Annotated in this window: 18 protein-coding genes; 7 read left to right on the forward strand and 11 right to left on the reverse strand. The window is 34.0% G+C overall.

Annotated features, from left to right (window positions below):
* Positions 1-77: 77 nt before the first annotated feature.
* The gene (locus AC3IPI_RS06000) at positions 78-731 is read left to right on the forward strand and encodes a metal-dependent transcriptional regulator (protein WP_039113528.1); all 654 of its coding nucleotides are present in this window, start codon (positions 78-80) and stop codon (positions 729-731) included.
* Positions 732-1,256: 525 nt separating this feature from the next.
* A complete protein-coding gene (locus tag AC3IPI_RS06005) occupies positions 1,257-1,829 on the forward strand; it encodes a hypothetical protein (protein WP_489157778.1) in 573 nt (190 codons plus the stop codon).
* A 165-nt stretch (positions 1,830-1,994) separates the two neighbouring features.
* Here AC3IPI_RS06005 and AC3IPI_RS06010 read toward each other — a convergent pair whose 3' ends face one another.
* The 4 genes from AC3IPI_RS06010 to AC3IPI_RS06025 all read right to left on the reverse strand — a co-directional run bounded on the left by AC3IPI_RS06010 (position 1,995) and on the right by AC3IPI_RS06025 (position 5,314).
* Positions 1,995-2,120 (reverse strand): FeoB-associated Cys-rich membrane protein, encoded by a 126-nt coding sequence (locus tag AC3IPI_RS06010; RefSeq protein WP_082001810.1) that lies wholly within the window; start codon positions 2,118-2,120, stop codon positions 1,995-1,997.
* Between the two features lie 6 nt (positions 2,121-2,126).
* The gene (gene feoB, locus AC3IPI_RS06015) at positions 2,127-4,226 is read right to left on the reverse strand and encodes a ferrous iron transport protein B (RefSeq protein ID WP_086894727.1); all 2,100 of its coding nucleotides are present in this window, start codon (positions 4,224-4,226) and stop codon (positions 2,127-2,129) included.
* 8 nt (positions 4,227-4,234) lie between these two features.
* Positions 4,235-4,465 carry a FeoA family protein gene (locus AC3IPI_RS06020; RefSeq protein ID WP_039113531.1) on the reverse strand — a complete coding sequence of 77 codons (231 nt, stop codon included), beginning with the start codon at positions 4,463-4,465 and terminating at the stop codon, positions 4,235-4,237.
* A gap of 183 nt (positions 4,466-4,648) precedes the next feature.
* Complete coding sequence (locus AC3IPI_RS06025) at positions 4,649-5,314, reverse strand: SCO family protein (RefSeq protein WP_039113533.1); 666 nt, start codon at positions 5,312-5,314, stop codon at positions 4,649-4,651.
* Between the two features lie 238 nt (positions 5,315-5,552).
* On the opposite strand from AC3IPI_RS06025, the gene AC3IPI_RS06030 reads away from it, so the two are divergent.
* Positions 5,553-7,613 carry a M13 family metallopeptidase gene (locus AC3IPI_RS06030; RefSeq protein WP_489157781.1) on the forward strand — a complete coding sequence of 687 codons (2,061 nt, stop codon included), beginning with the start codon at positions 5,553-5,555 and terminating at the stop codon, positions 7,611-7,613.
* A gap of 275 nt (positions 7,614-7,888) precedes the next feature.
* Here AC3IPI_RS06030 and AC3IPI_RS06035 read toward each other — a convergent pair whose 3' ends face one another.
* Complete coding sequence (locus tag AC3IPI_RS06035) at positions 7,889-8,812, reverse strand: DMT family transporter (protein WP_039113536.1); 924 nt, start codon at positions 8,810-8,812, stop codon at positions 7,889-7,891.
* 209 nt (positions 8,813-9,021) lie between these two features.
* Between AC3IPI_RS06035 and AC3IPI_RS06040 the strand changes: the two genes are divergently transcribed.
* Positions 9,022-11,082, forward strand: a complete 2,061-nt coding sequence (locus AC3IPI_RS06040; RefSeq protein ID WP_086894729.1) for a M13 family metallopeptidase — start codon at positions 9,022-9,024, stop codon at positions 11,080-11,082.
* Positions 11,083-11,646: 564 nt separating this feature from the next.
* On the opposite strand, the gene AC3IPI_RS06045 is transcribed toward AC3IPI_RS06040, so the two are convergent.
* The 3 genes from AC3IPI_RS06045 to AC3IPI_RS06055 all read right to left on the reverse strand — a co-directional run bounded on the left by AC3IPI_RS06045 (position 11,647) and on the right by AC3IPI_RS06055 (position 14,055).
* Positions 11,647-12,474: a Rossmann-fold NAD(P)-binding domain-containing protein gene (locus tag AC3IPI_RS06045; protein ID WP_489157784.1), complete on the reverse strand. Its 828-nt coding sequence runs from the start codon at positions 12,472-12,474 to the stop codon at positions 11,647-11,649.
* A 244-nt stretch (positions 12,475-12,718) separates the two neighbouring features.
* Positions 12,719-13,168 (reverse strand): GNAT family N-acetyltransferase, encoded by a 450-nt coding sequence (locus AC3IPI_RS06050; RefSeq protein WP_489157786.1) that lies wholly within the window; start codon positions 13,166-13,168, stop codon positions 12,719-12,721.
* Positions 13,156-14,055, reverse strand: coding sequence for a LysR family transcriptional regulator (locus AC3IPI_RS06055; protein WP_489157788.1), 900 nt, complete (start codon positions 14,053-14,055; stop codon positions 13,156-13,158). Before AC3IPI_RS06055 ends, AC3IPI_RS06050 begins: the two co-directional genes overlap by 13 nt.
* 147 nt (positions 14,056-14,202) lie before the next feature.
* Here AC3IPI_RS06055 and AC3IPI_RS06060 point away from each other — a divergent pair, with 147 nt between their 5' ends.
* Together AC3IPI_RS06060 and AC3IPI_RS06065 are read left to right on the forward strand one after the other, a co-directional pair.
* Complete coding sequence (locus AC3IPI_RS06060) at positions 14,203-14,598, forward strand: rhodanese-like domain-containing protein (RefSeq protein WP_489157790.1); 396 nt, start codon at positions 14,203-14,205, stop codon at positions 14,596-14,598.
* A gap of 444 nt (positions 14,599-15,042) precedes the next feature.
* Positions 15,043-15,999, forward strand: a complete 957-nt coding sequence (locus tag AC3IPI_RS06065; RefSeq protein WP_489157792.1) for a DMT family transporter — start codon at positions 15,043-15,045, stop codon at positions 15,997-15,999.
* Between the two features lie 34 nt (positions 16,000-16,033).
* On the opposite strand, the gene AC3IPI_RS06070 is transcribed toward AC3IPI_RS06065, so the two are convergent.
* The 3 genes from AC3IPI_RS06070 to AC3IPI_RS06080 form a co-directional block, all read right to left on the reverse strand.
* Positions 16,034-18,430 (reverse strand): M20/M25/M40 family metallo-hydrolase, encoded by a 2,397-nt coding sequence (locus AC3IPI_RS06070; protein ID WP_489157794.1) that lies wholly within the window; start codon positions 18,428-18,430, stop codon positions 16,034-16,036.
* A gap of 16 nt (positions 18,431-18,446) precedes the next feature.
* Positions 18,447-18,794: a hypothetical protein gene (locus AC3IPI_RS06075; protein WP_039113547.1), complete on the reverse strand. Its 348-nt coding sequence runs from the start codon at positions 18,792-18,794 to the stop codon at positions 18,447-18,449.
* 175 nt (positions 18,795-18,969) lie between these two features.
* Positions 18,970-20,499, reverse strand: coding sequence for a bifunctional GNAT family N-acetyltransferase/carbon-nitrogen hydrolase family protein (locus AC3IPI_RS06080; RefSeq protein ID WP_039113549.1), 1,530 nt, complete (start codon positions 20,497-20,499; stop codon positions 18,970-18,972).
* 170 nt (positions 20,500-20,669) lie between these two features.
* Here AC3IPI_RS06080 and AC3IPI_RS06085 point away from each other — a divergent pair, with 170 nt between their 5' ends.
* Positions 20,670-21,005, forward strand: a complete 336-nt coding sequence (locus AC3IPI_RS06085; protein ID WP_489157796.1) for a single-stranded DNA-binding protein — start codon at positions 20,670-20,672, stop codon at positions 21,003-21,005.
* The last annotated feature ends 863 nt before the right edge of the window (positions 21,006-21,868 follow it).

Consider the following 21,868-nt stretch of genomic DNA (forward strand, 5'->3'; position numbering starts at 1 on the left):
GATTCTAAGGTTTCCATTAGATTCTTAAAAAAAAACTTAGAGCCTCAGATTCTTAGAACCTTAGAACCTCAAAAAAAATGACCTTCTCAGAAGAAAACTATCTTAAAGCTATTTATCATCTAACCACTTCTTCTGAAGCTGAGGTTAGTACGAATGCTATTGCCGAAATGATGGAAACAAAAGCCTCATCGGTAACAGATATGCTTAAAAAACTATCCGAAAAGGATTTAATAAATTATAAAAAATACCAAGGCGTTTCATTAACTGATAACGGGAAACTAGCGGCAAAGATGATTGTTCGCAAACACCGTTTGTGGGAAGTGTTTCTGGTAGATAAACTTGATTTCTCTTGGGATGAAGTGCATGATATAGCCGAACAATTAGAACATATTAAATCGGAACAACTAATTAATAAATTGGATGATTTTCTGGGTAATCCAACCGAAGATCCACACGGAGATCCAATTCCAGATGCGCACGGTCGAATCATCAAAGTCGAAAAGCAATTACTTTCAGAACTTGTAGAGAAACAGGTTGGTATTTGCGTAGGCGTAAAAGATACTTCATCGGAATTCTTGCAGTATTTAGACAAACAAGAAATTGCTTTGGGGTCTAAAATCGAATGTGTATCAAAAGAAAGCTTCGATCAATCATTGAAAATCAAAGTAAACGATAAGGAATTGACGATTTCTAATAAAATTGCTTCGAATCTTTTCGTGAAGTTGGTTTAGGAGAGGTTCAAAGGAGCAGAGTGGCAAAGGTTCTTTAGGAAGGTACTGAGGTGCTAAGAGGTAAAGGTTTTTGGAGAAAGGTACTAAGGTTCTGAGTGACAAAGGTTCAAAGGCTTGGTTTGCGTATAAAAAAGGCGCAATCTGCTCAGGGGGACAAAAATTGTGTGAATAAATAAAGATTGAAAGGCTTGGTTTGCACATAAAAAAATACAAAAATGATTGAGCATATACTCAATCTTGTCACGCCGAGGAACGAGGGGTCTCCGCAAGTAACTACACAATCTTTGTTGAGTTACTTGCGGAGACCTTTCTTTTGTTAGGGAGATAATTTTGCGGTTGCGTTGTGTATAAGCTAAACCCTTGACTGTTATTATCTTGCTCCAAAAACATCTTAGTTCTAGTTGGAATTAGTTTGTGAAAATTAATATGTAGCATATTGGGATATGTTTGCATATTAATGCTGAATGAATTATTTTAAAGAGATATTTTAATACATTTGGGTTCAACCTAATAAAGATTGTTTATATGAAAAAAATATTTACTCTTATTACCCTTTTATATATTTCGGTTTCGATGGCACAAGTATCTGTCAGCGATGAGTTAAAAGTTAAAGATTCAGATTCTACTTTGGTTACTAAGATTCGACTGAAGAATGATTTGATAACAATAACTGGTTCAAAGAAATGGAAGTTTAAATTAGTTTCGGGTATCCCAACCGCATTTCCGAATGGTGTAATGGTTCAAGTTCTAACTGATTCTTTCAAAATAAATTCTTCAGAGGAGTTTTGTGAGGCATATATAGAATCTCAATGTACAGGTTCGAATGATAAGTGTTCTTGTGAGATGATAGATGGCCGTAGAGCGTTTTTTGTAAGACACTTTTCTGATAAAGAAATTAACTATTATTATAGATTTGCCTATGTTTTGTCTAATAGAGTAATTAGTATTGATTGGGCTACAATAATTCCTCTCGATGGTAAAGAAACGGAAGTAGTTGCAATGATTGATGAATTTGCTGAGTATTACGCCAGAAATGCAATTAAAATTTCAAGTAATCATTTCGCTAAAGTACCAGTGAAAAGTGTAAAAAAGAAGTAATTATTTTAGGCTTTAAAATTCAAAAGGTTCAAAGATTGTCCCGTTTATTCATAAACCGAGCAACCTTTGAACCTTTGTCTCTTAGCACCTCAGTGCCTATTTTCAAAAACCTTTGAACCTTTGCCTCTTAGTGCCTTAGAACCTTAGTGCCTCAGCACCTTGGCTCTAGTGACATCCACAGTCATTTTCTCCGCAGTCACCCTTTTTCTTCTTAGGTTTCCAGAAAAACTTACGAATTAAAAATGCTATAGAAATGAATAAAATTCCGAATGCTATTATTTCCTGTATCATGATACATTATTTTAGTAATTGAAAAGCTATTAATGCAGTAATGTATGCGAAGCCTGTCATTAATACAAGCTGAACCATTGGCCATTTCCAAGAGTTTGTTTCTTTTTTGGTAATTGCAAGTGTACTTGCACACTGCAATGCAAAGGCATAAAAGAGTAATAATGAGATTCCTGAAGCAAAATTAAAGATTTTCTCACCCGTTTGAGGGTTGATTTCTTCCTGCATTTTACTTTTTATAGTAGCTTCATTATCGGTACCACCCACACTATAAATAGTTGCAAGCGTTCCCACAAATACTTCTCGGGCTGCAAATGAGCTTATGATTGCAATACCAATTTTCCAATCGTATCCTAAAGGTGATATCACTGGTTCGATGGTTTTACCCATTAAACCGATATAAGAGTTTTCTATTTTTTGTGATGCAACCGCTTCTTCATATTCAAAGTCGCTTAGAGGCTTCTCTTTGTGTCTTTCGGTTACGATAGCTTCAGCATCATTAAAGTTCTTTCCTGGTCCGTATGAGGCTAAAAACCATAAAATAACTGATATCGCCAAGATTATCTTTCCTGCACCAAAAACGAATGCTTTGGTTTTCTCAACAACATTAATGGCAACGTTCTTGAATAATGGCATTTTGTAGTTTGGCATTTCGACTACAAAATACGTTTTGGATTTTATTTTTAGTATTTTATTTAAGATATAAGAAGACAAAATTGCCATCCCGAAACCTAGAAGATACAACAACATCAATGTTAAACCCTGCATATTAAGCACTCCAAAAACACGCTCGTCTGGTATTACCAATGAAATGATAATCGCATAAACAGGTAATCTGGCCGAACAAGTTGTAAATGGTGTTACAAGAATAGTGATTAATCGCTCTTTCCAGTTTTCGATATTACGAGTAGCCATAATTGCTGGAATTGCACAAGCAGTTCCTGAAATTAAAGGCACAACGCTTTTTCCTGATAATCCAAATTTACGCATGATTTTATCCATAAGGAAAACCACACGGCTCATATAACCACTTTCTTCGAGTATGGAAATAAAGAGGAATAAGAAGGCGATTTGCGGGATGAATATTAAGATTCCTCCAATTCCAGGAATAATTCCTTGAGATAATAAGTCAGTTAAGATTCCGCTTGGTAATCTTTCAGCCGCCAATGCACTTAATGATGCAAAGGTACTATCGATAAAGTCCATTGGTATTGTTGACCATTGGAATATTGATTGAAAGATGATAAACAAGATGGCAAAAAATATAGCGTAACCCCAAACTTTGTGAGTTAATATGCGGTCTAGTTTTGCACGGAAATCTTTAGCGACAGTATGGTCAACTTTTAAACCTTCTTTTAAAACATCATTTATAAATTGATATCTCTTGATGGTTTCTTTTTGCTGTAAACGTTTTAACTCAGAATGCGATTTGGTAAATGTGCTTCTGATTTCGTTTCTATCCAGATTCAAAAAGTTCACATCTTGTGTAATTACCAACCACAACTTGTATAATAACTGGTTTGGGAAAGCGTGTTGTAAACTCTTAAAGTATTCTGGGTCAATAACCGATGCGTTTAAACACGGTTCGTTCGGAATATTTTTATAATTAACAATCAGGTTTTTAAGCTCGTCGATTCCGTGACCTTTACGAGAACTTATTAACGCAATTTTTGTTTTTAAATGTTCTTCAAGATAGGGGATATCTAGAGTAATCCCTTTAGATTCCATTCTATCAGCCATATTAATAACTAATATAGTCGGAATTTCAAGGTCTTTTATCTGAGTATAAAGAAGTAAATTTCTTTTAAGATTTTCTACATCTGTAACAACAAGTGCTACATCTGGGTATAATTTGTCGTTTTTGTTTAACAAAAGTTCAATTACCACATTCTCATCAATAGAACTGGCATTTAAACTGTACGTTCCCGGCAAATCGAGAATGTTGGCTTTAATGTTATTTGGCAATTTGCAAAATCCCATCTTTTTCTCAACAGTAATTCCCGGATAGTTTCCTACTTGCTGATTAAGACCTGTTAATTGATTAAAAACTGAAGTTTTTCCTGTATTTGGATTACCTATTAAGGCAACGTTTATATTTTGAATGTTCATTGCAAATTCTATTTGATTATTTCTACTTCTATTACACGTGCTGTTTCTATGCGAATAGCCACATGCGAACCATTAATATTCAAATATAAAGGATCTCCGAACGGAGCAATTTGAAGCAATTCGACCATGTTACCTGGCAAGCAACCCATTTCTAATAATTTCAACGGAACTAAATCAATATCAAATTCTTTGATAATGGCTTTTTCGCCTTTTTTCAGGGTGTGGATAGATTGTTTCAAGTTTATTTAGATTGAATTAATATTGCAATATTAGTCATTTAATATTTATTTAAAGCCGTTTTGCCCTATGGTTTCAATGTTTTAAGATATAATTCACATATAGGATTGGCTCTGCTAAAAGTTAAATGAAAACCATTTATTCAGAGATTTAACGATTTTGAAAGAAAATTTAAAATCGAAAAGTTATTCGGTACACAAAAAGTTAATATCTTCTATAAGTTTTTGAATATCTTCTTTTTTGGTTCCGTCATAAAAACCACGTACGCGTCTTTTTTGATCTACCAAAACAAAGTTCTCTGTATGCACCATATCGTACAATTGATCAGGTCTTCCTAGTTTTACCGCCAAATATGATTTTCGAGCCATGGTGTAAATTTCTTTTTTGTCGCCAGTAACCAGGTTCCATTTACTATCTACAACACCGTTTTTTACAGCATATGCTTTTAGAACAGGGATACTATCAGTTTCTGGAAACACAGTATGCGATAGCAACATTACTTTAGGATTATCTAAAACTGCTTTTTGAACGTCGGCAAGATTTGCTGTCATTTTAGGGCAGATAGAACCACAAGTAGTGAAAAAGAAATCGGCTACATATATTTTTCCATCATAATCTTTTTGAGTAATCGTATCACCATTTTGATTTACAAAGGAGAAATCGGCAATTGTATGGTACTTGCTTTTGTATTGCATGGTGCTATCAACCAGTTCTGGATTTACATCGGCTGGATTAAAAATAGGCAATGTTTTCTTCGGTTTTAATGCTGAATAAAACAACGAAATTGTAACGGCTGAAAATACGAATAGGACCAAGAAAAATTTCCTGTACTTGTAGAGTAAAGATTTCATAAACAAAATTTGGTGCAAAAGTACAAAAACCTCTTTTTAAATACGGTAACATTGTTTTTTTTAACCAAATTATAGGATGTGATTTCTGCCAAGAAGATAAGAATGTATTGTAATATTTATTGTTTTGTTATGAAACAACTAAAAATTTCCGGTTTTTGAAACTAAAAATCGTACAATCGTTAACATTTTATTCAAAATAATAACGATATGTTTGTGAATACTAAACTTAAAAACAAATATGAAAAAACAAGTTAATAGACATTTGTTGTTTGCAATTCCTGCAATGTTAGGATTTGCAATGTGTCAAGCTCAAAGCAGGGCACCAAAAACATCAGGCATTGATGTTTCTTTAATGGATAAAAATGTTAAACCAAGTCAGGATTTCTTTAGATATGTAAATGGAACCTGGCTGGATAAAACCGAGATACCTAGTGATAGAAATGCTTGGGGAAGTTTTAATGAACTACGTCAGAAAACAGACAATGATGCTTTGGCAATTTTGAAAGAAGCTTCAAAAAGTCAAAAATATAAATCGAATACAGATCAAGGAAAAGCAATCGCTCTTTTTAATACAATCTTAGATACAGTTGGAAGAAATAAGAGAGGAATTACGCCGCTGCAACCTTACTTAAAGAAAATTGATGCTATTAAAAATGTAGCCGATTTACAGAATTTCTTAGCAGAGATGGAATCTCAGGGTGGAGTTGGTTTCTTTGGATTTTATATAAGTGCTGATAAAAAGAACAGTAATGTAAATGCTATTAGTTTAAGTGTAGGTCGATTAGGACTGTCGGATAAAGATTATTATGTATCTGAAGATAAGGATTCTAAAGAGAAACGTGCTAAGTATGAACTTCATATTGCAAGAATGTTGCAATTAATAGGAGAGACTCCACAAAAGGCTAAAGAAAACGCTACTCAAGTCTTAGCTTTAGAAATAGCTATGTCTGCACCAAGATTAGACCGTGTGGAACGTAGAGACGGAAGATTGCAATATAATCCTACGGCTGTTGCAGATCTTAAAAAGATGACTCCTGCAATACAGTGGGATAAATACCTAACAGGTATAGGAATGGCAAAAGTAGATACGATTATTGTAACGCAACCTCGTTACATGAAAGCATTACAAACCATTTTTACCGAAAATAAAGTAGGTGCTTGGAAAGAATATTTAAAATGGAGTATTTTAAATAAAACATCTTCACAGTTAACTACTCAAATAGAAGATGCTAGTTTTGATTTTTACGGAAAAACATTAACAGGAGCTATAAAGCAACGTCCAGCAGAAGAAAGAGCACTTCAGGTAATAAACCAAGTGGTTGGAGAATCTTTAGGTAAACTATATGTTGAAAAAATGTTTCCAGCTGAAGCTAAAGTAAAAGCCGAAAAAATGATTCAGAATGTAGTTTTGGCGTACCAAAACCGTATTACTGATTTGCCATGGATGTCAGCAGAAACTAAAACTAAAGCAATTGAAAAACTGAATAAAATTGCCATAAAAATTGGTTATCCTGATAAATGGAAAGATTACAGCGAGTTGGTTATTAAAGATGTATCCGAGGGAGGAAGTTATTTTGATAACAGCATCAATCTGGCTAAATGGAATTATAATCAAGATATTGCTAAATACAAAAAGCCAGTTGATAAAACGGTATGGGGAATGTCTCCACAAACGGTAAATGCGTATTACAACCCATCGTATAACGAAATTGTATTTCCGGCAGCTATCTTACAACCTCCTTTTTACAATTATCAAGCAGATGAAGCTGTGAATTATGGCGGAATCGGTGCAGTAATTGGTCATGAAATTTCTCATGGTTTTGATGATTCGGGTGCGCGTTATAATGCAAACGGTAATCTAGTTGACTGGTGGACAGCAGATGATTTAAAACAATTTACAGCTTTAGGAACTGCATTGGCAAACCAATATAGTGCATTAGAGCCTTTACCTGGAATTCACGTAGACGGAAAGTTTACCTTGGGTGAAAACATAGGCGATTTAGGTGGTATTAATGCTGCTTATGATGGATTACAATTGTATCTAAAAGCCAATGGAAACCCTGGATTAATAGATGGTTTTACACCAGAACAACGTTTCTTTATATCTTGGGCAACAGTTTGGAGAACTAAGAGTCGTGATGAAGCAATAAAAAGTCAGGTTAAAACAGATCCACACGCTCCGGGGATGTACCGAGCTTATGTGCCGTTACAAAATGTAGATGCTTTTTATAATGCATTCTCTATAAAACAAGGAGATGGTATGTATATAGAACCATCAAAACGAGTTAAGATTTGGTAAAATAAAAATAAAAAACGGCTGTCTTTAATAAGGCAGCCGTTTTTTATTTAAGTATTAAGTATTAAGTATTAAGTATTAAGTATTAAGTATTAAGTATTTTGTGCTTAAAATCTATTTTTCTTAAATATGAAAATTAGGAAAAAGCTTTGTGATACTAAAGGTAAAATCTAAGAAGTCTAAGTCAGTCTAAGAATCTAAGATAGTCTAACAAATCTAACCAGTCCAACAATCTAAGGAGTCTAAGTCAGTCTAAAAATCTAAGAAGTCTAAGAAGTCTACTTTTTTATCTTCCTAATAGAAGAGTTTACTAAATACAAACCAATTAAAGTAACCAAAACTCCTATGACAATGGCAAGAGTAAGCGTTTCGTCAAAAAGGATGAAACCTAATAAAATGGCAACAATAGGATTAATGTAGGCATAAATACTACTAACTTCTTTTGGTAAATGCTGCAATGTATAGATAAAAGCAATAAAGGTTAAAACCGACCCGATAATCACCAGATACCCAATAGACCACCAAGAGGAAGCAGGGATTTGATTTAGAGGAATATTAGTTCCAGTTGTTTCGGTTATACCAAAAAGAATACAGCTCGAAATAAGCATTTGCAATCCTAAACTAAAATAAGGATTAAAACTAGCTGCTTTTTTCATGGTATGTAAAATCCCGAAAGCCCAAGTTATGGTTGAGGCAACGGATAAGAAGATTCCGAATTGAAATTGAGGGTTTAAGAAATCAGAAAGGTGATCTATAAAAATGATACAAACACCTACAAAACAAATTAAGATTCCCGCAACGGCAAGTCGGGCAATGCGTTCCCCTTTAAAAAAACAAATAACAACAATCCATATTGGGAAAATGGCACCAATAATGGCACCCAAACCACTGCTAATATATTTTACGCCCCAAGTGCTTAAACCATTACTGCAAACAAAATTTAAGATACTTAAAACCAGGATAGTTTGCCATTGTTTTCCTTTTGGCCAAGGTTCTTTCTTGAGTATAAAATAACCAACATATAAAATTCCGCCCATAAACTGTCGGATAGTTGCGAGTTGCAACGCAGGCATATGTTTTACGCCTTCTTTGGATGCCAGCCATGTTGTTCCCCAAAAAAAACTAACCCAGCATAAAGCAAGTATTGGTAAACCAATAGATTCTACTTTGTTAGAAAATGCCTGCTGAATTTTAGCTCTCACGTACTGATCGTTTTATGATGTAAATATTCAGAAATAATTTTGAATTAATATCATAAAATTGCTTTTTTGCTTACATTTTTTAATCTAAATATGTAACAAAATTTAAAAAGACAGACCAATCGATTACAAACTTAAATCTAACAAAAATTAACATTTTATTCAAAATAATAACAATAAGTTTGTGAGTAACTATAAAACCTTATTTAAAAATGAAAAAGAACAATAGTAAGAATTTGCTATTTGCAATACCGGCAGTGTTAGGTTTTGCAATGTGTCAGGCTCAAAGTCAGGCGCCTTCGGCATCTGGAATTGATGTATCCTTAATGGATAAAAAAGTTAAGCCGAGCGAAGATTTCTTCCGTTATGTAAATGGAACCTGGTTAGACAAAACTGAAATTCCTAAAGACAGAACTACATGGGGAAGTTTTAATGAATTGCTGAAGAAAACAGATGCAAATTCGTTAGCTATTTTAAAAGAAGCATCAAAAGATCCAAAATACAAATCGAATACGGATCAAGGAAAAGCAATAAATCTTTTTAACGCAATCCTGGATACAGTTGGAAGAAACAAACAAGGAATCACGCCTTTAAAACCATATCTTAAAAAAATCGATGCAATAAAAAATGTTGCGGATTTAGAGAAGTTTTTAATTGAAACTGAACCTATTGGCGGAATTGGATTTTTTGGAGTTTACGTAGGAGCTGATGAAAAAAACAGTACTAAAAATTCTGTAAGTCTTGGTTTAGGTAGATTAGGTTTACCGGATAAAGATTATTACACATCTGAAGAAAAAGATTCTAAAGAAAAACGTGAAAAATATGTACTTCACGTAGCTAGAATGTTGCAATTTATAGGAGAAACTCCTGCAGCTGCAAAGCAAAATGCTGAGAAAATATTAGCATTAGAAATCGAAATGTCTAAACCAAGATTAGATAGAGTAGAACGCAGAGATAGCAGATTACAGTACAATCCAACTTCGATTGCTGATTTGCAAAAAATGACACCAGCTATTAACTGGAAAAATTACCTTACAGGAATTGGAATGGCTAAAGTGGATACTGTTATTGTTCTGCAACCAAGATATATGAAAGCTATGGAAACTATTTTCAAAGAAAACAATATAGCAGCTTGGAAAGAATACATGAAATGGTCTTTATTAAGTGCATCATCATCACAATTATCTACTGATATTGAAAGTGCAAACTTTGATTTCTACGGAAAAACTTTAACTGGAGCGATTAAACAACGTCCACGTGAAGAAAGAGCACTTCAGGTTGTAAACCAAACTATTGGTGAAGCTTTAGGTAAATTATATGTAGAGAAATTATTTCCAGCTGAAGCTAAAGCAAAAGCAGAGAAAATGATTCAGAATGTAATTTTAGCTTACCAAAACAGAATAAACAATTTAACTTGGATGTCTGCTGAAACTAAAGTTAAGGCGATTGAGAAATTAAACAAGATTACTATAAAAATTGGATATCCTGATAAATGGATAGACTACTCAGCTTTAGAAGTTAAAAGTCTTGCTGAAGGCGGAAGCTATTTTGAAGACATGAAAAACTATTCTAAATGGAGTTTCAATAAAGGACTTTCTGATTTACCTAAACCTGTTGATAAAACAGAATGGGGAATGTCTCCACAAACTGTAAATGCATATTACAACCCATCGTATAACGAAATTGTATTCCCTGCAGCTATTTTACAACCTCCATTTTATAACTACGAAGCAGACGAAGCTGTAAATTATGGTGGAATCGGTGCTGTAATCGGTCATGAAATTTCTCATGGTTTTGATGATGCTGGTGCTCGTTATAATGCAGAAGGAAACCTTGTTGACTGGTGGACAGAAAATGATTTGAAAGAATTTACAAAATTAGGAACAGCTCTTGCAGATCAATATAGTGCATTAGAGCCACTTCCGGGAGTTCACGTAGATGGTAAATTTACCTTGGGTGAAAACATTGGAGATTTAGGTGGAGTAAACGCTGCTTACGATGGTTTACAATTGTACTTAAAAGCAAATGGTAATCCAGGTTTAATCGACGGATTAACTCCAGAGCAACGTTTCTTTATTTCTTGGGCTACGGTTTGGAGAACTAAAAGTCGTGATGAAGCTTTAAAAAATCAAGTAAAAGTAGATCCGCACTCTCCAGGAATGTACCGTGCGTATGTGCCTATCCAGAATATGGATTCTTTCTATGAAGCATTCTCTATTAAAAAAGGAGATAAAATGTACATAGAACCAGAGAAAAGAGTTAAAATCTGGTAATATCAAGTTTATAAAAAAAAGGGGCTGCTTTATTAAAGCAGCCCTCTTTTTTTATAAGGTTCTGAGGTTCTGAGAGGCAAAGGTTCAAAGGTTTTGGTTTGTGCATAAAGTTACCACAAACTTGTCTTTCCCAGGAACGAGGAATCTCCGTTAGTTGCTACATAATCTTTGTCGAGTTACTCGTAGAGATTCTTCCTTCGTCAGAAAGACAAGTTTGAGGTTGTTTTGTGAGTAATTGATAACACATTACAAACATTGCCAACGGTTGAAACCGTTGGAGCGCAATGTATTATTTGGAATGCATTATCTCGTAATCGGTAGCCCATGGTTGAAACCTTGGGCTATGGTTATGTAGACAATCTTGTCATTCCGAAGAATTGAGGGATCTCCGTTAGTTGCTCCACAATCTAAGGAATAAGATGTATTAGTTACTTGCAGGGCTCCGCCTCACATACGTTCACATTATGGAAAACCTATATTACGTAGACGCACTGCGGTGCGTCTCTACAGAAAACCTTTGAACCTTTGTCCCTCAGAACCTTTGCTCCTTTGTCCCTCAGCGGCTCAAAACCTTTTCTTCAAAAAACTATACCCGAGTACCGTTTCTATTTTAGCACTCGAAATAACCTTTTTAAAGCTTTCTTTTTCATGATTAAACTTAGGAGGAGTTAATTCCTTTTCAATCGCTTTTTGGGTGTAATATTCCTCACGAGAAGGATGAAATGGAGCAACGCCATTAAAAGTTTCATTCCATGAGTCGGATGCTATAATTTTTAAGATAATACCAATACAATCGTCCTGATGAATAAAGTTGATAGGCGCATCGGGATTCTCGACATTCTCTTTACCAGCAAGAAATTTAATAGGGTTTCGGTCTTCGCCGATTAAACCTCCAAAACGGAGAACAGTAGTTTTAAAATTGGTATTGCTATGCAAAAGAGTTTCGGCAAGTATTAGTTGTTTACCACTTTCGGTATCGGCATCAGGTTTTGTTTCTTCGGTTACTAATAAATTAGCTTCACCATAAACTGATGTCGAACTTATAAAAAGTACTTTCTCGATGGTTGATTTTTCGATAAACGGAATCAGGAAAGTGATTTTATCTACAAAGCTTTCTGCGTTTTCGCCACGTAACTTGGGCGGAATATCGATAATAAGAATGGTGCTTTCATTTAAAAAAGCTTCAACTTGTCCTGATGTACTTTTGCCGAAAGGCGGATTCTCTTCGTTATGATTGATATTTATTAAAAACGGATTAATTCCGGATTCTTTTAATATCGATATTTTTTCAGTTGAGGTTGTAGATCCGTTTACCAGAAAACCTTTTGTAATCATGGCTTTCGCCAAAGGTAATCCCAACCATCCACAACCTAAAATACTAATTTTTGTCATTTTGTTTTCTTGTAATCAGTGTGTGATTTTTTAAAACAGGTTTTCTTTTTAAAGCTGTTTTTGAACTTTCTCGCCAAGTCGCCAAGTCGCTAAGTTTACAGTTATTAAAACTTCTTTTATAATTCAATGAGATTTTTCAACCATTTAAGTAATGTAAGTTCATTTAAGTTTTGCATTGATTAGTCATGCTTATATTTACTTTCATCACTTATATGGTTAACTTTTTTCGGATTCTAGCTATATGTTACAAAATTAAAGAAAAACGAACTTTATCTTTTCCGTTTGCTCCAATGCGGTTATAAAATTTTATTGCTCTGGTGTTGAATGTCGGCGTTTGCCATTGTATGTTGATGCAGTTTTTGTCAATTGCAATTTGCTTGAGCTTTTCTATAATTGCTTCACCTATTCCAAATCCGCGGGCGGAATCCTCAAGAAACAAACAATCCATGTACATAAAATCGGCGGCATCCCATGTAGAATAATCGAAAGTGTACGTTGCATAGCCAATAATCGCTGCATTCAATTCGACAATTAAGCAATATAATTTTGGATTGTCAGCAAACAAAGCGAGTTTTAGTTTGTCTTCTTTCCCTTCAGGGATAAAAGCTGCTTTCTCGTATTCGGCATGTTTCTGGCACAAATCGACTAGTTTTGTTAAGTCGTTTGTGTTGCAATCTCGTATTATAAATTCCATTGATGGTGAATTTCGGTTTGTAAAAATTCTATAAAATGATTAAAATAGTCTGGATATTCTTTACTTTCCCTAATAGCAATGAAATGTTTTCTTTTTAAGCCATTTTTGCCAATTTTTACCGCTTTTAACGGGCTGTTTTTTAAATAAGGCAAAAATGCCCATTTTGCCATCGACATGACGCCCATATCAGCTTTAATCATTTCGATAGAAGCTTCGGTAAGAGGCAACGGAGTTATTTTTCGGGGAGTTACTTTGGCAGGAACCAAAAGCATTTGATGAATTGTAACACTTTCTATCGGTAGCGAATGAATGATTAAATGTTCATTGATAAAATCTTCGGCTACAACATATTTTTTATTTGCCCAGGAATGATTTTCAGATACAACCATTACCATTTCATCCTGAAAAAGTTCGAGGTATTTTATTCTGTCATCTTTTATAATGTCACTTACAATACCAATGTCTATTATATTATCAAGTAATTTCTGAACGGGTTGTTGCGTGGCTTCGGTTACAATTTTGAGTTCAATATTTGGATATACAAAGTGAAATTGCTTTAAAACGGAAGGCAACCAATGATAGCTGGAAAAACATTCGGTACTAATACGGATTTCTCCATACTCGCCAAAAACCATTTGTTTGATTTCTTGCTCAGTTTCTGATATTTTGTCCAGAATCTCATTAGAAATCCCATATAGTTTTTCACCAGCTTTAGTTAAAACCAGTTTTTTATTAGCTCTCAGGAATATTTTAGTACCCAATTGATATTCTGCCTCCTTCAGTTGGTGGCTTAATGCCGATTGAGTGAGATGTAGTTTGTCAATAGCCTTGGTAATACTTCCTTCTTCGACAATTGCTTTTATCAATCGTAAATGTCTTATTTCCATTTTTGAGCGTTGTTTAGACAAAGGAACAAAAATTTATACTTGCATTTGCATGAAAAAAAGTAATGCAATAGATGAATTCTTTTCGTTTTTATTACAGTTATGGTTGCTCTAATTTTGGATTGTTAAATAACTAAAAACAATACTACAATGGAAGATCAAATTAAACATTATGAAAACAAACTAGCATTTGAAATGGATCCATCAGATTTATTCGATGCTTTAAACGATGGGGAAAAAGTAGTTGCACTAGATGCCCGAAAAGCTTTTGGATTTGAAGCCGAGCATATACCAGGAGCAATTAATATTCCGCATCGCGAAATGACCATTGAAAACACGAAACATCTGGATAAAGATATTTTATATGTAACCTACTGCGATGGGATTGGTTGCAACGCATCGACAAAAGGCGCTCTTACTATGACTCGATTGGGTTTTAAAGTAAAAGAATTAATGGGAGGAATCGAATGGTGGAAATTTGACGGTTATGCTACCGAAGGCACAAATGGAAAGCAAACAGGATTGAAAATTGAATGTGCTTGTTAAGTCTAATCCTTTGTTTTGTTATTTGGCTAAAGCCACATTTATTGTAAATTTTTAAATCTCCAGCTTTAGCTCAATGCCATTAAGGTTAAAGAAAAAAATAAAAAGATTTAAGATTTTTGACTAACGATTTTTGATTTCAGATGTGAGAAACAGCGCAAAACCAAAAAATGACAATCGTTAATTTTTAATCTAAAATTTATTAACTTAATGACATTGAGCATCTAGAAGAGATAAAATCCGTGTTTATCAGTGTTTTCGCTTTAGCGAATCAGTGTCATCCGCGTTCCCTTCTAGACAATCTTTGTCGAGAAAACAATTACCATAATTAGCTCAAAGGGGTTTAACATAATGATATTGAGCTAAATCAGGAGGCAATTCAAGACTTTTAGAATCGAAAAAAAAGCATACAAAAAATACATTCATTAAAAAACACATTTAATCATAATGGAAAAAAGTCCAGATTATAAATTATTCCTCTGTTTAGCGACAGTAGGTATTGTATGGGGAACAACCTTTTTAGGAATTCGGGTTGCGGTCGAAACGATTCCGCCTTGGTTTGTAACCTCCATCCGACAAGGATTGGCAGGATTAATAGTAATGGTTATTTTACTATTTAAAAAAGAACTGAAATGGATTGGCTGGACAAATTTCAGACATCAGTTAATTCCATCTTTATTAATGATTGTTATTGCAAATGGGTTTACAACAATTGCCGAACAAACTTTACCAAGCGGACTCGCATCGATAATGAGCGCACTATCTCCCATACTTATTTTTGTTGGTAGTGTTTTCGTTGGATTACAAAAAGCGAGTTTAAAAGGTTTTGTAGGTGTTATAATAGGATTTTCGGGAGTCGTTTTTATATTTAAAGACGGACTTGGGGCTTTTTTAGATTCTAATTACCAACACGGACTTATATTTATAAGCATGGCAATTTTTGGTTGGGCATCGGGAACGGTTTATACCAAAGCCCAAGCGCATAAATCGAATACAATTGCACTCAATTTATTCTACCAATTTGCAATTGCGACTTTGGTTCAGCTTGTTTTGGCTTTTATCTTTTCTCCTAATCCAGATATAAGTTCGTGGAGTTTAAGAAGCTTTTCTGCGGCTTTATATTTGTCTGTTTTTGGTTCCGTTCTCGCATTCTTCTCTTACCATTATGCGATAAAGCGAGTAACGGCGGTTCAAATTTCTATTTTGTCTTATATCAATACTATAATCGCAGTTTTCTTGGGTTGGTTGTTACTAGACGAAGTAATTACGGTTGATTTTATCATTGCTACGGTATTGATTATTTTGGGAGTTTTTATTATCAATTATAAAAAGAAAGAAAAACCAATAACAATAAATGAAGAATGTTTACTTGTAGTAAACAAAAATCCCAAACTATCAGTTTGATAATTTGGGATTTGTTTTTTGTGTAAACCTTGTATTATTGCGGTGTGATTGCAGTTGGTCTTAAACTATCTTTTACAACTTTTAAACTGTCTTGAGCAACAGTTGTTGTTTCGGGAGTGTCTAAAACTACTTTCGAAGGTTTTATTTTTTCTTTAATTACAACAGCATCGTTTAATACAAAAGGGGTTGGCATCATCCAGGAAGCTCTTTTCTCGACCTTAAGTAATGGATTAGTCAATAAATCAAACGAACTCTCTATTAAAGTCATATCGAAAACAGTTTTTGCATCAATGCTAAATTGCATTACAAGCGGTTCATTGTTCACCACATAATAACTTAAAACTTTAGCGCCTTTTCGTTCCAGTTGGCTTCCTTTTTGTCCAAGAGGTGCTGTACCGTTTGCTTTAAAATTATTGAAAGCCATTTTTGGATCTCCAAAAATATCATAACGATTTACGTTTCTGTTAGGAGTGATTTTAATTTTTAAGAATCTTGTATTTCCTCTCACGCTATCTTGTAGAAAAGCGATTGTAGGTTTTGCCAATGCTATTTTTGGAGCATCTGCACTATAAGTAAACCCAGAGCTGTATTTGCTAAATAGCGGAAGGTTGTTTAAGGCAATAGCATCTTTTGGGTCTTGCCCTAAATATTTTTGAGTCCATTCGTCTAGATTAACATCATAAGTTGTCCATTTAGACTTGTCTGTATCTGCATTATATACATACAACAAACTATTCGATTTTGCCTTGCCATTTTCATATCCAGAAGTATAGCCGCCCCATGCAAAACAGCCAATTGAAGCGATAAGAAAGAACAATGCCCAAATTCCTTTTCTTATAAATGTACCAAAAATAGGAAGTAATAACCCGAAAGTTAGTGCAGTAAGAATTGCACTTCCAAAAAGCACTTTTAATCCTAAACCTATTGGAAACATTTGGATAAAAGGCGCAATAATCAATAAAGCAGGAATGCTGAATAATAGACTAACGAATAAATTTACTCTTTGAGTAATTATATAAGCTGCAAATAAGATTAACCCAAAGTAAACAGGAATGATTAAAAATCCTGCACCTTTTAAACTATTTGCTAATAAACCATTAATAACAATCCATAAAAATAAAGGAGCTACATAATGACTAATTGTAACTTTTGTATCAGAGAAACTATTGTAAAATGAAAAACAAATAGCGATTGTCAATAAGACAAAGGCAGAAATGTAAGCATGACCGTTATACGTAAAACCGTTTAGCAAGTCGTTATACTGCGGATAAATTTGTAATATTAACTTCCAGCCCAAGAAAGTAACAAGTCCGGCAACAATTATTGCTCCAAGTAAAGGGATAAAACCTCTAAACATGTCACTAAATGTGATAATCCTTTTTGCTTTTCCTATAAAAATCAAGAATACAAAAAGCCCTAATGCAATAAGAGTCATAGGTAAAACCCATGAAAAAGGATAATTTATAAACGTAAACGGAATGGTGAAATAAACAAAATCCTCAGTAGTTGGAGCATGATTTAAATCGCTGTTAGAGAAGTATTTTAGTAAAGGCATTAAGTAACTACCTTGGTGTGTTAGGCTAGTTTTGTTTAAATGAGCAAGATCATCTTGTTGCGTATGATAATTAAAATGGTCATCTATAAAAGCAAAATTAAAACCTTGAATATTGCCTTGTTCTCTAAAAACAGTTAAATCAGTATCATTAGGTAACATCTTATAAATGCTGTACATAAGCGAGTTCGATACAGGATAAGTAGTTTTTGCTTCGGCAAATTCTTTAACCATTTCAGCATTTCCGCTGTTAGTTTCCATTAGCATATAACTTGGTCCAGACGTACCACGAGCTTCAAAGTTTATAACCAAACCTACATCTTTAGCCCATTTATGTTGTGTTACAAAAAGAGCAGCACCATTTAAACCTAATTCTTCGGCATCGGTAAAAAGGATAATAATATCATTTTTATGTTTTTCTTTACTGTACAAAAAGGCGCGAACACCTTCTAGAATCGTTGCAACACCCGATGCATCGTCGCTTGCACCATGCGAGAAAGAATGCGGAGCACTATCATAATGAGATAGTAATAACAACGCTTTGCTATTGTTAGACCCTTTTATGCGGGCCATAATATTTTTAGATTTTACCAGATTTCCCCAGTCACTCATTGTAAAACCTTCCTGAACAGAAGTTTCAAGACCTAGTTCTTTAAGTTCAGATTCGATATATTGTGCTACTACTTCATGATTTGCCGAACCAACATAATGTGGTTCCTGAGCAATTTCTTTAACGTGAGCCAAAGCTCTATCGGTCGAAAATTCGGCAAGAGCTTCTTCACCCTTAGAAACCCATTGTGGTTTAAGAGTGACATAAACAAAAGCTAGTACGGCAAGTATGCCTAGAATAGATAAGATGGAGGGAATGGTTTTTTTCATGTGGTATTTTGGGGGGCTAGAGTTCTTTCTTAACAAGCAAAAAATAATCGTTTTCCAAAGAACGGTATCCTTGGTCATATAAAAAATAGTAGGTATTTCCGGTTTTAGTGTCCATAATATTGGTAAAAAAATCAAAATCAAAACCCTTACTAAGCATTTTATCTCTTGTAGCTTTTGATTTTCCGTCGGGATTTAACTCCAATAATATGCGATAGTTTTTGCGTAATTTATTATTTACGTTACGCATAAAATTAGTACTATCCTTGTTTATTTTATTATTATAGGCATTCCGACAACTGTCTGAGCAGAATTTTTTATCCTCTCGACCTACAATTTTTTCAGAGCATTCCAAGCATGTTTTCATGGATTCACTTTTTTATATTAAACAGCTCAATTACTTTGTTATTATGAGCGAGTCAATAGCTTTTATTTGTTAACATCGTTCCTGCTTTCGCCTTTATCTCTCCACTACGTTACGAGGATATCGGCTCTATCAGGGCTAATGGGGATAATTGTTTTTCTTACCAATCCTGATATTCTTATGGATTTAATTTCTTAATTTCATATAAATCATGTCGGCGGTCTTTTAAAATTCGTACGCTACCATGCTCATGAATATCTTTTAACAAATCCAGATCCACATCTACAATCAATGTCATTTCCGTATTAGGAGTTGCCTCAGCTTTAATTCCGTTACTAGGAAACGCAAAATCCGAAGGCGTAAAAACAGCCGCTTGCGCATATTGTATATCCATATTGTTCACCTTAGGCAAATTACCAACACAACCCGCAATAGCAACATAACATTCGTTTTCAATCGCTCTGGCTTGTGCACAATGTTTTACCCTAACATACGCATTTTGAGTATCGGTCAAGAATGGAACAAACAAAATATTCATACCCTCGTCAGACATAATTCTTGAAACCTCAGGAAACTCAACATCATAACAAATCAGGATTCCTATTTTACCACAATCAGTATCAAAGGTTTTAATCTCCGAACCACCTTTCATTCCCCAATGCTGTACTTCGTTGGGCGTTATGTGTATTTTGCTATACATTTCGGATGTTCCGTCACGTTTACACAAAAAACCAACATTATATAAATTACCGTTTTCCATATACGGCATACTACCAGTAATAATATTAATATTATAAGAAATGGCAAATTCCTGAAAACGCTTACGAATCGGGTCCGAATGTCTGGCTAATTCGCGTATTGCTTCGGCCTCAGATAAATGATTATAATCCGCCATAAGAGGCGCAATAAAGAGTTCAGGGAACAAAGCAAAATCACTTCCATAACCCGAAACTACATCTATAAAAAATTCCGATTGTTCAAAAAGAGCTTCAATATTATTAAGTTGGCGCATTTGCCATTGAATCAGTCCAAGTCGGATAATGCTTTTGTCGAGATTAATTAACTTCGGACTTTCATCATAATAAACATTATTCCATTCCAGAAGCACAGCAAATTCCATCGAAGCTTCGTCTCCTTCCAGATAATTCTTCATGATTCGGATAACGTGGAAATCATTACTTAACTGAAATGAAAGTACAGGATCATGTAGTTCTTTATGTTTTACTTTATCAATATAATTTTTTGGGCTTAATTTCTTGGCGTGTTGCGCGTAATTCGGGATTCGACCAGCAAAAACAATTGCTTTTAAGTTAAGTTGCTCGCATAATTCTTTCCTTGCATCATATAAACGTCTTCCTAAACGTAAACCACGATAATTAGGATGAATAAAGACATCAATCCCGTATAAGATTTCTCCGTTTTTATTATGGGTCGAAAATGTATAGTTTCCTACTACCTGGAGATAATTATGTTTTTTATCGACTAATTTTTCATCGACAATCAGCGATAATGCTGACCCTACCACTTTTCCATCAACAAGAATCACCAATTGACCTTCAGGGAAAATTTCGAGTAATTTCTCAATATGCTCTACCCTCCAGTAAGAGTCGGCCATGGCAGGATAGGATTCTACCATAGAGTTTTTCAACTGTTTGTAGTCCTCAAATTCTAAATTTCGTAATTCTACTTTATTGATTTTGGCCTGCATAATGTGAGATTTTCCTCAAATATAATGAATTATTCCCATTTACAAACGCTTACAAGTAGTTACAACCGAAAGTAAATAGTTACCAACCGATTAACGATACCTACTTGTCGCAACTTTGCCTTGTTGATTTGAGAGACATATCAATATAAAATATTTAAAACATACACGCCATGAGTACATTAAGAAACAAAGTACAGTTAGTAGGAAACGTAGGAAACGATCCAGAAATTAAAAACCTTGAAGGAGGTAAAAAGTTAGCCAATTTAGTAATTGCTACAAATGAAAGATACACTAATAGCAATGGGGAAAAAGTAGAGCAAACCGAATGGCATCGTCTTATTGCCTGGGGTAAGACTGCCGAGATTATCGAGAAATATGTTGTTAAGGGAAAAGAAATTGCTATTGAAGGAAAATTAACCCACAGAAGCTACGATGATAAAAATGGAGAGAAACGTTTTATAACCGAAGTCGTTATAACCGAACTACTTTTATTAGGAAACAAATAGATTACCCATTTATTACTTTAACCCGTTGGGTGTAATTAATTTTAACACATAGATAGATAGGCTTTGTATTCTCAAAGAAGTCGCTTCACTTATTTTAAATGCACATAGCTAAGCTATGTGAAAGAGATGTATTTCTTTTTGTGTTCTTTTTTACACATAAAATCTATGTTTCTATGTGTTAAATGAAATTTTTACGACCCGAGCGAAGCGAATAGACGCAGTAATTACACACAACGGGTTAATTTAGACATTAATTACTTTAAAGTCCCATGAAAGGATTTTCATGGGACTTTTTTTAGCTCTAAATTCTGTTTATCATTTCAGAAAACTTTTTAAACAAAATACTACATCAAATACTACATCTATGACTTTTTTAGAGACAAATTTTAATCATTTCTTTCCATTTACCTGAAAAAAGAGAAAACTACTAATCTGGGATAAATCGCACATATAAAATAAGGATTATAGTTTACATAGCGATTAATTGGCTTTTATTAAGGTTTCATATTTAAAAATGAAACGAAAAAAGCAATTTTTTTGACGTTCCATTTTATAAAATGAAACGAAGGATAGCTCATCTTACACATGTTGCTCTTTTTTAATATTTAATTTTGATTGCCTTATGATAATTTTAAGAAAATTCTTGTTTCAGATTTTTCAATGAATTGCAAACTAGTAATGTATGTTTTTGGTTTTATTATTTAGATATCTAACGATAGATGTAATAGCAAACAGGATTTTACAAAAGCTTAAATGCGAGGAATGAGAAATTAAAATAAAGAATTAATAATCAAAATAGTAGTAGGTCTTATTTAAGCATAGACAAGTTTATTTATATGCGCTTTTATGTAATCAATTTTTAC

This window comes from Flavobacterium sp. GL_143 (genome assembly GCF_057834355.1).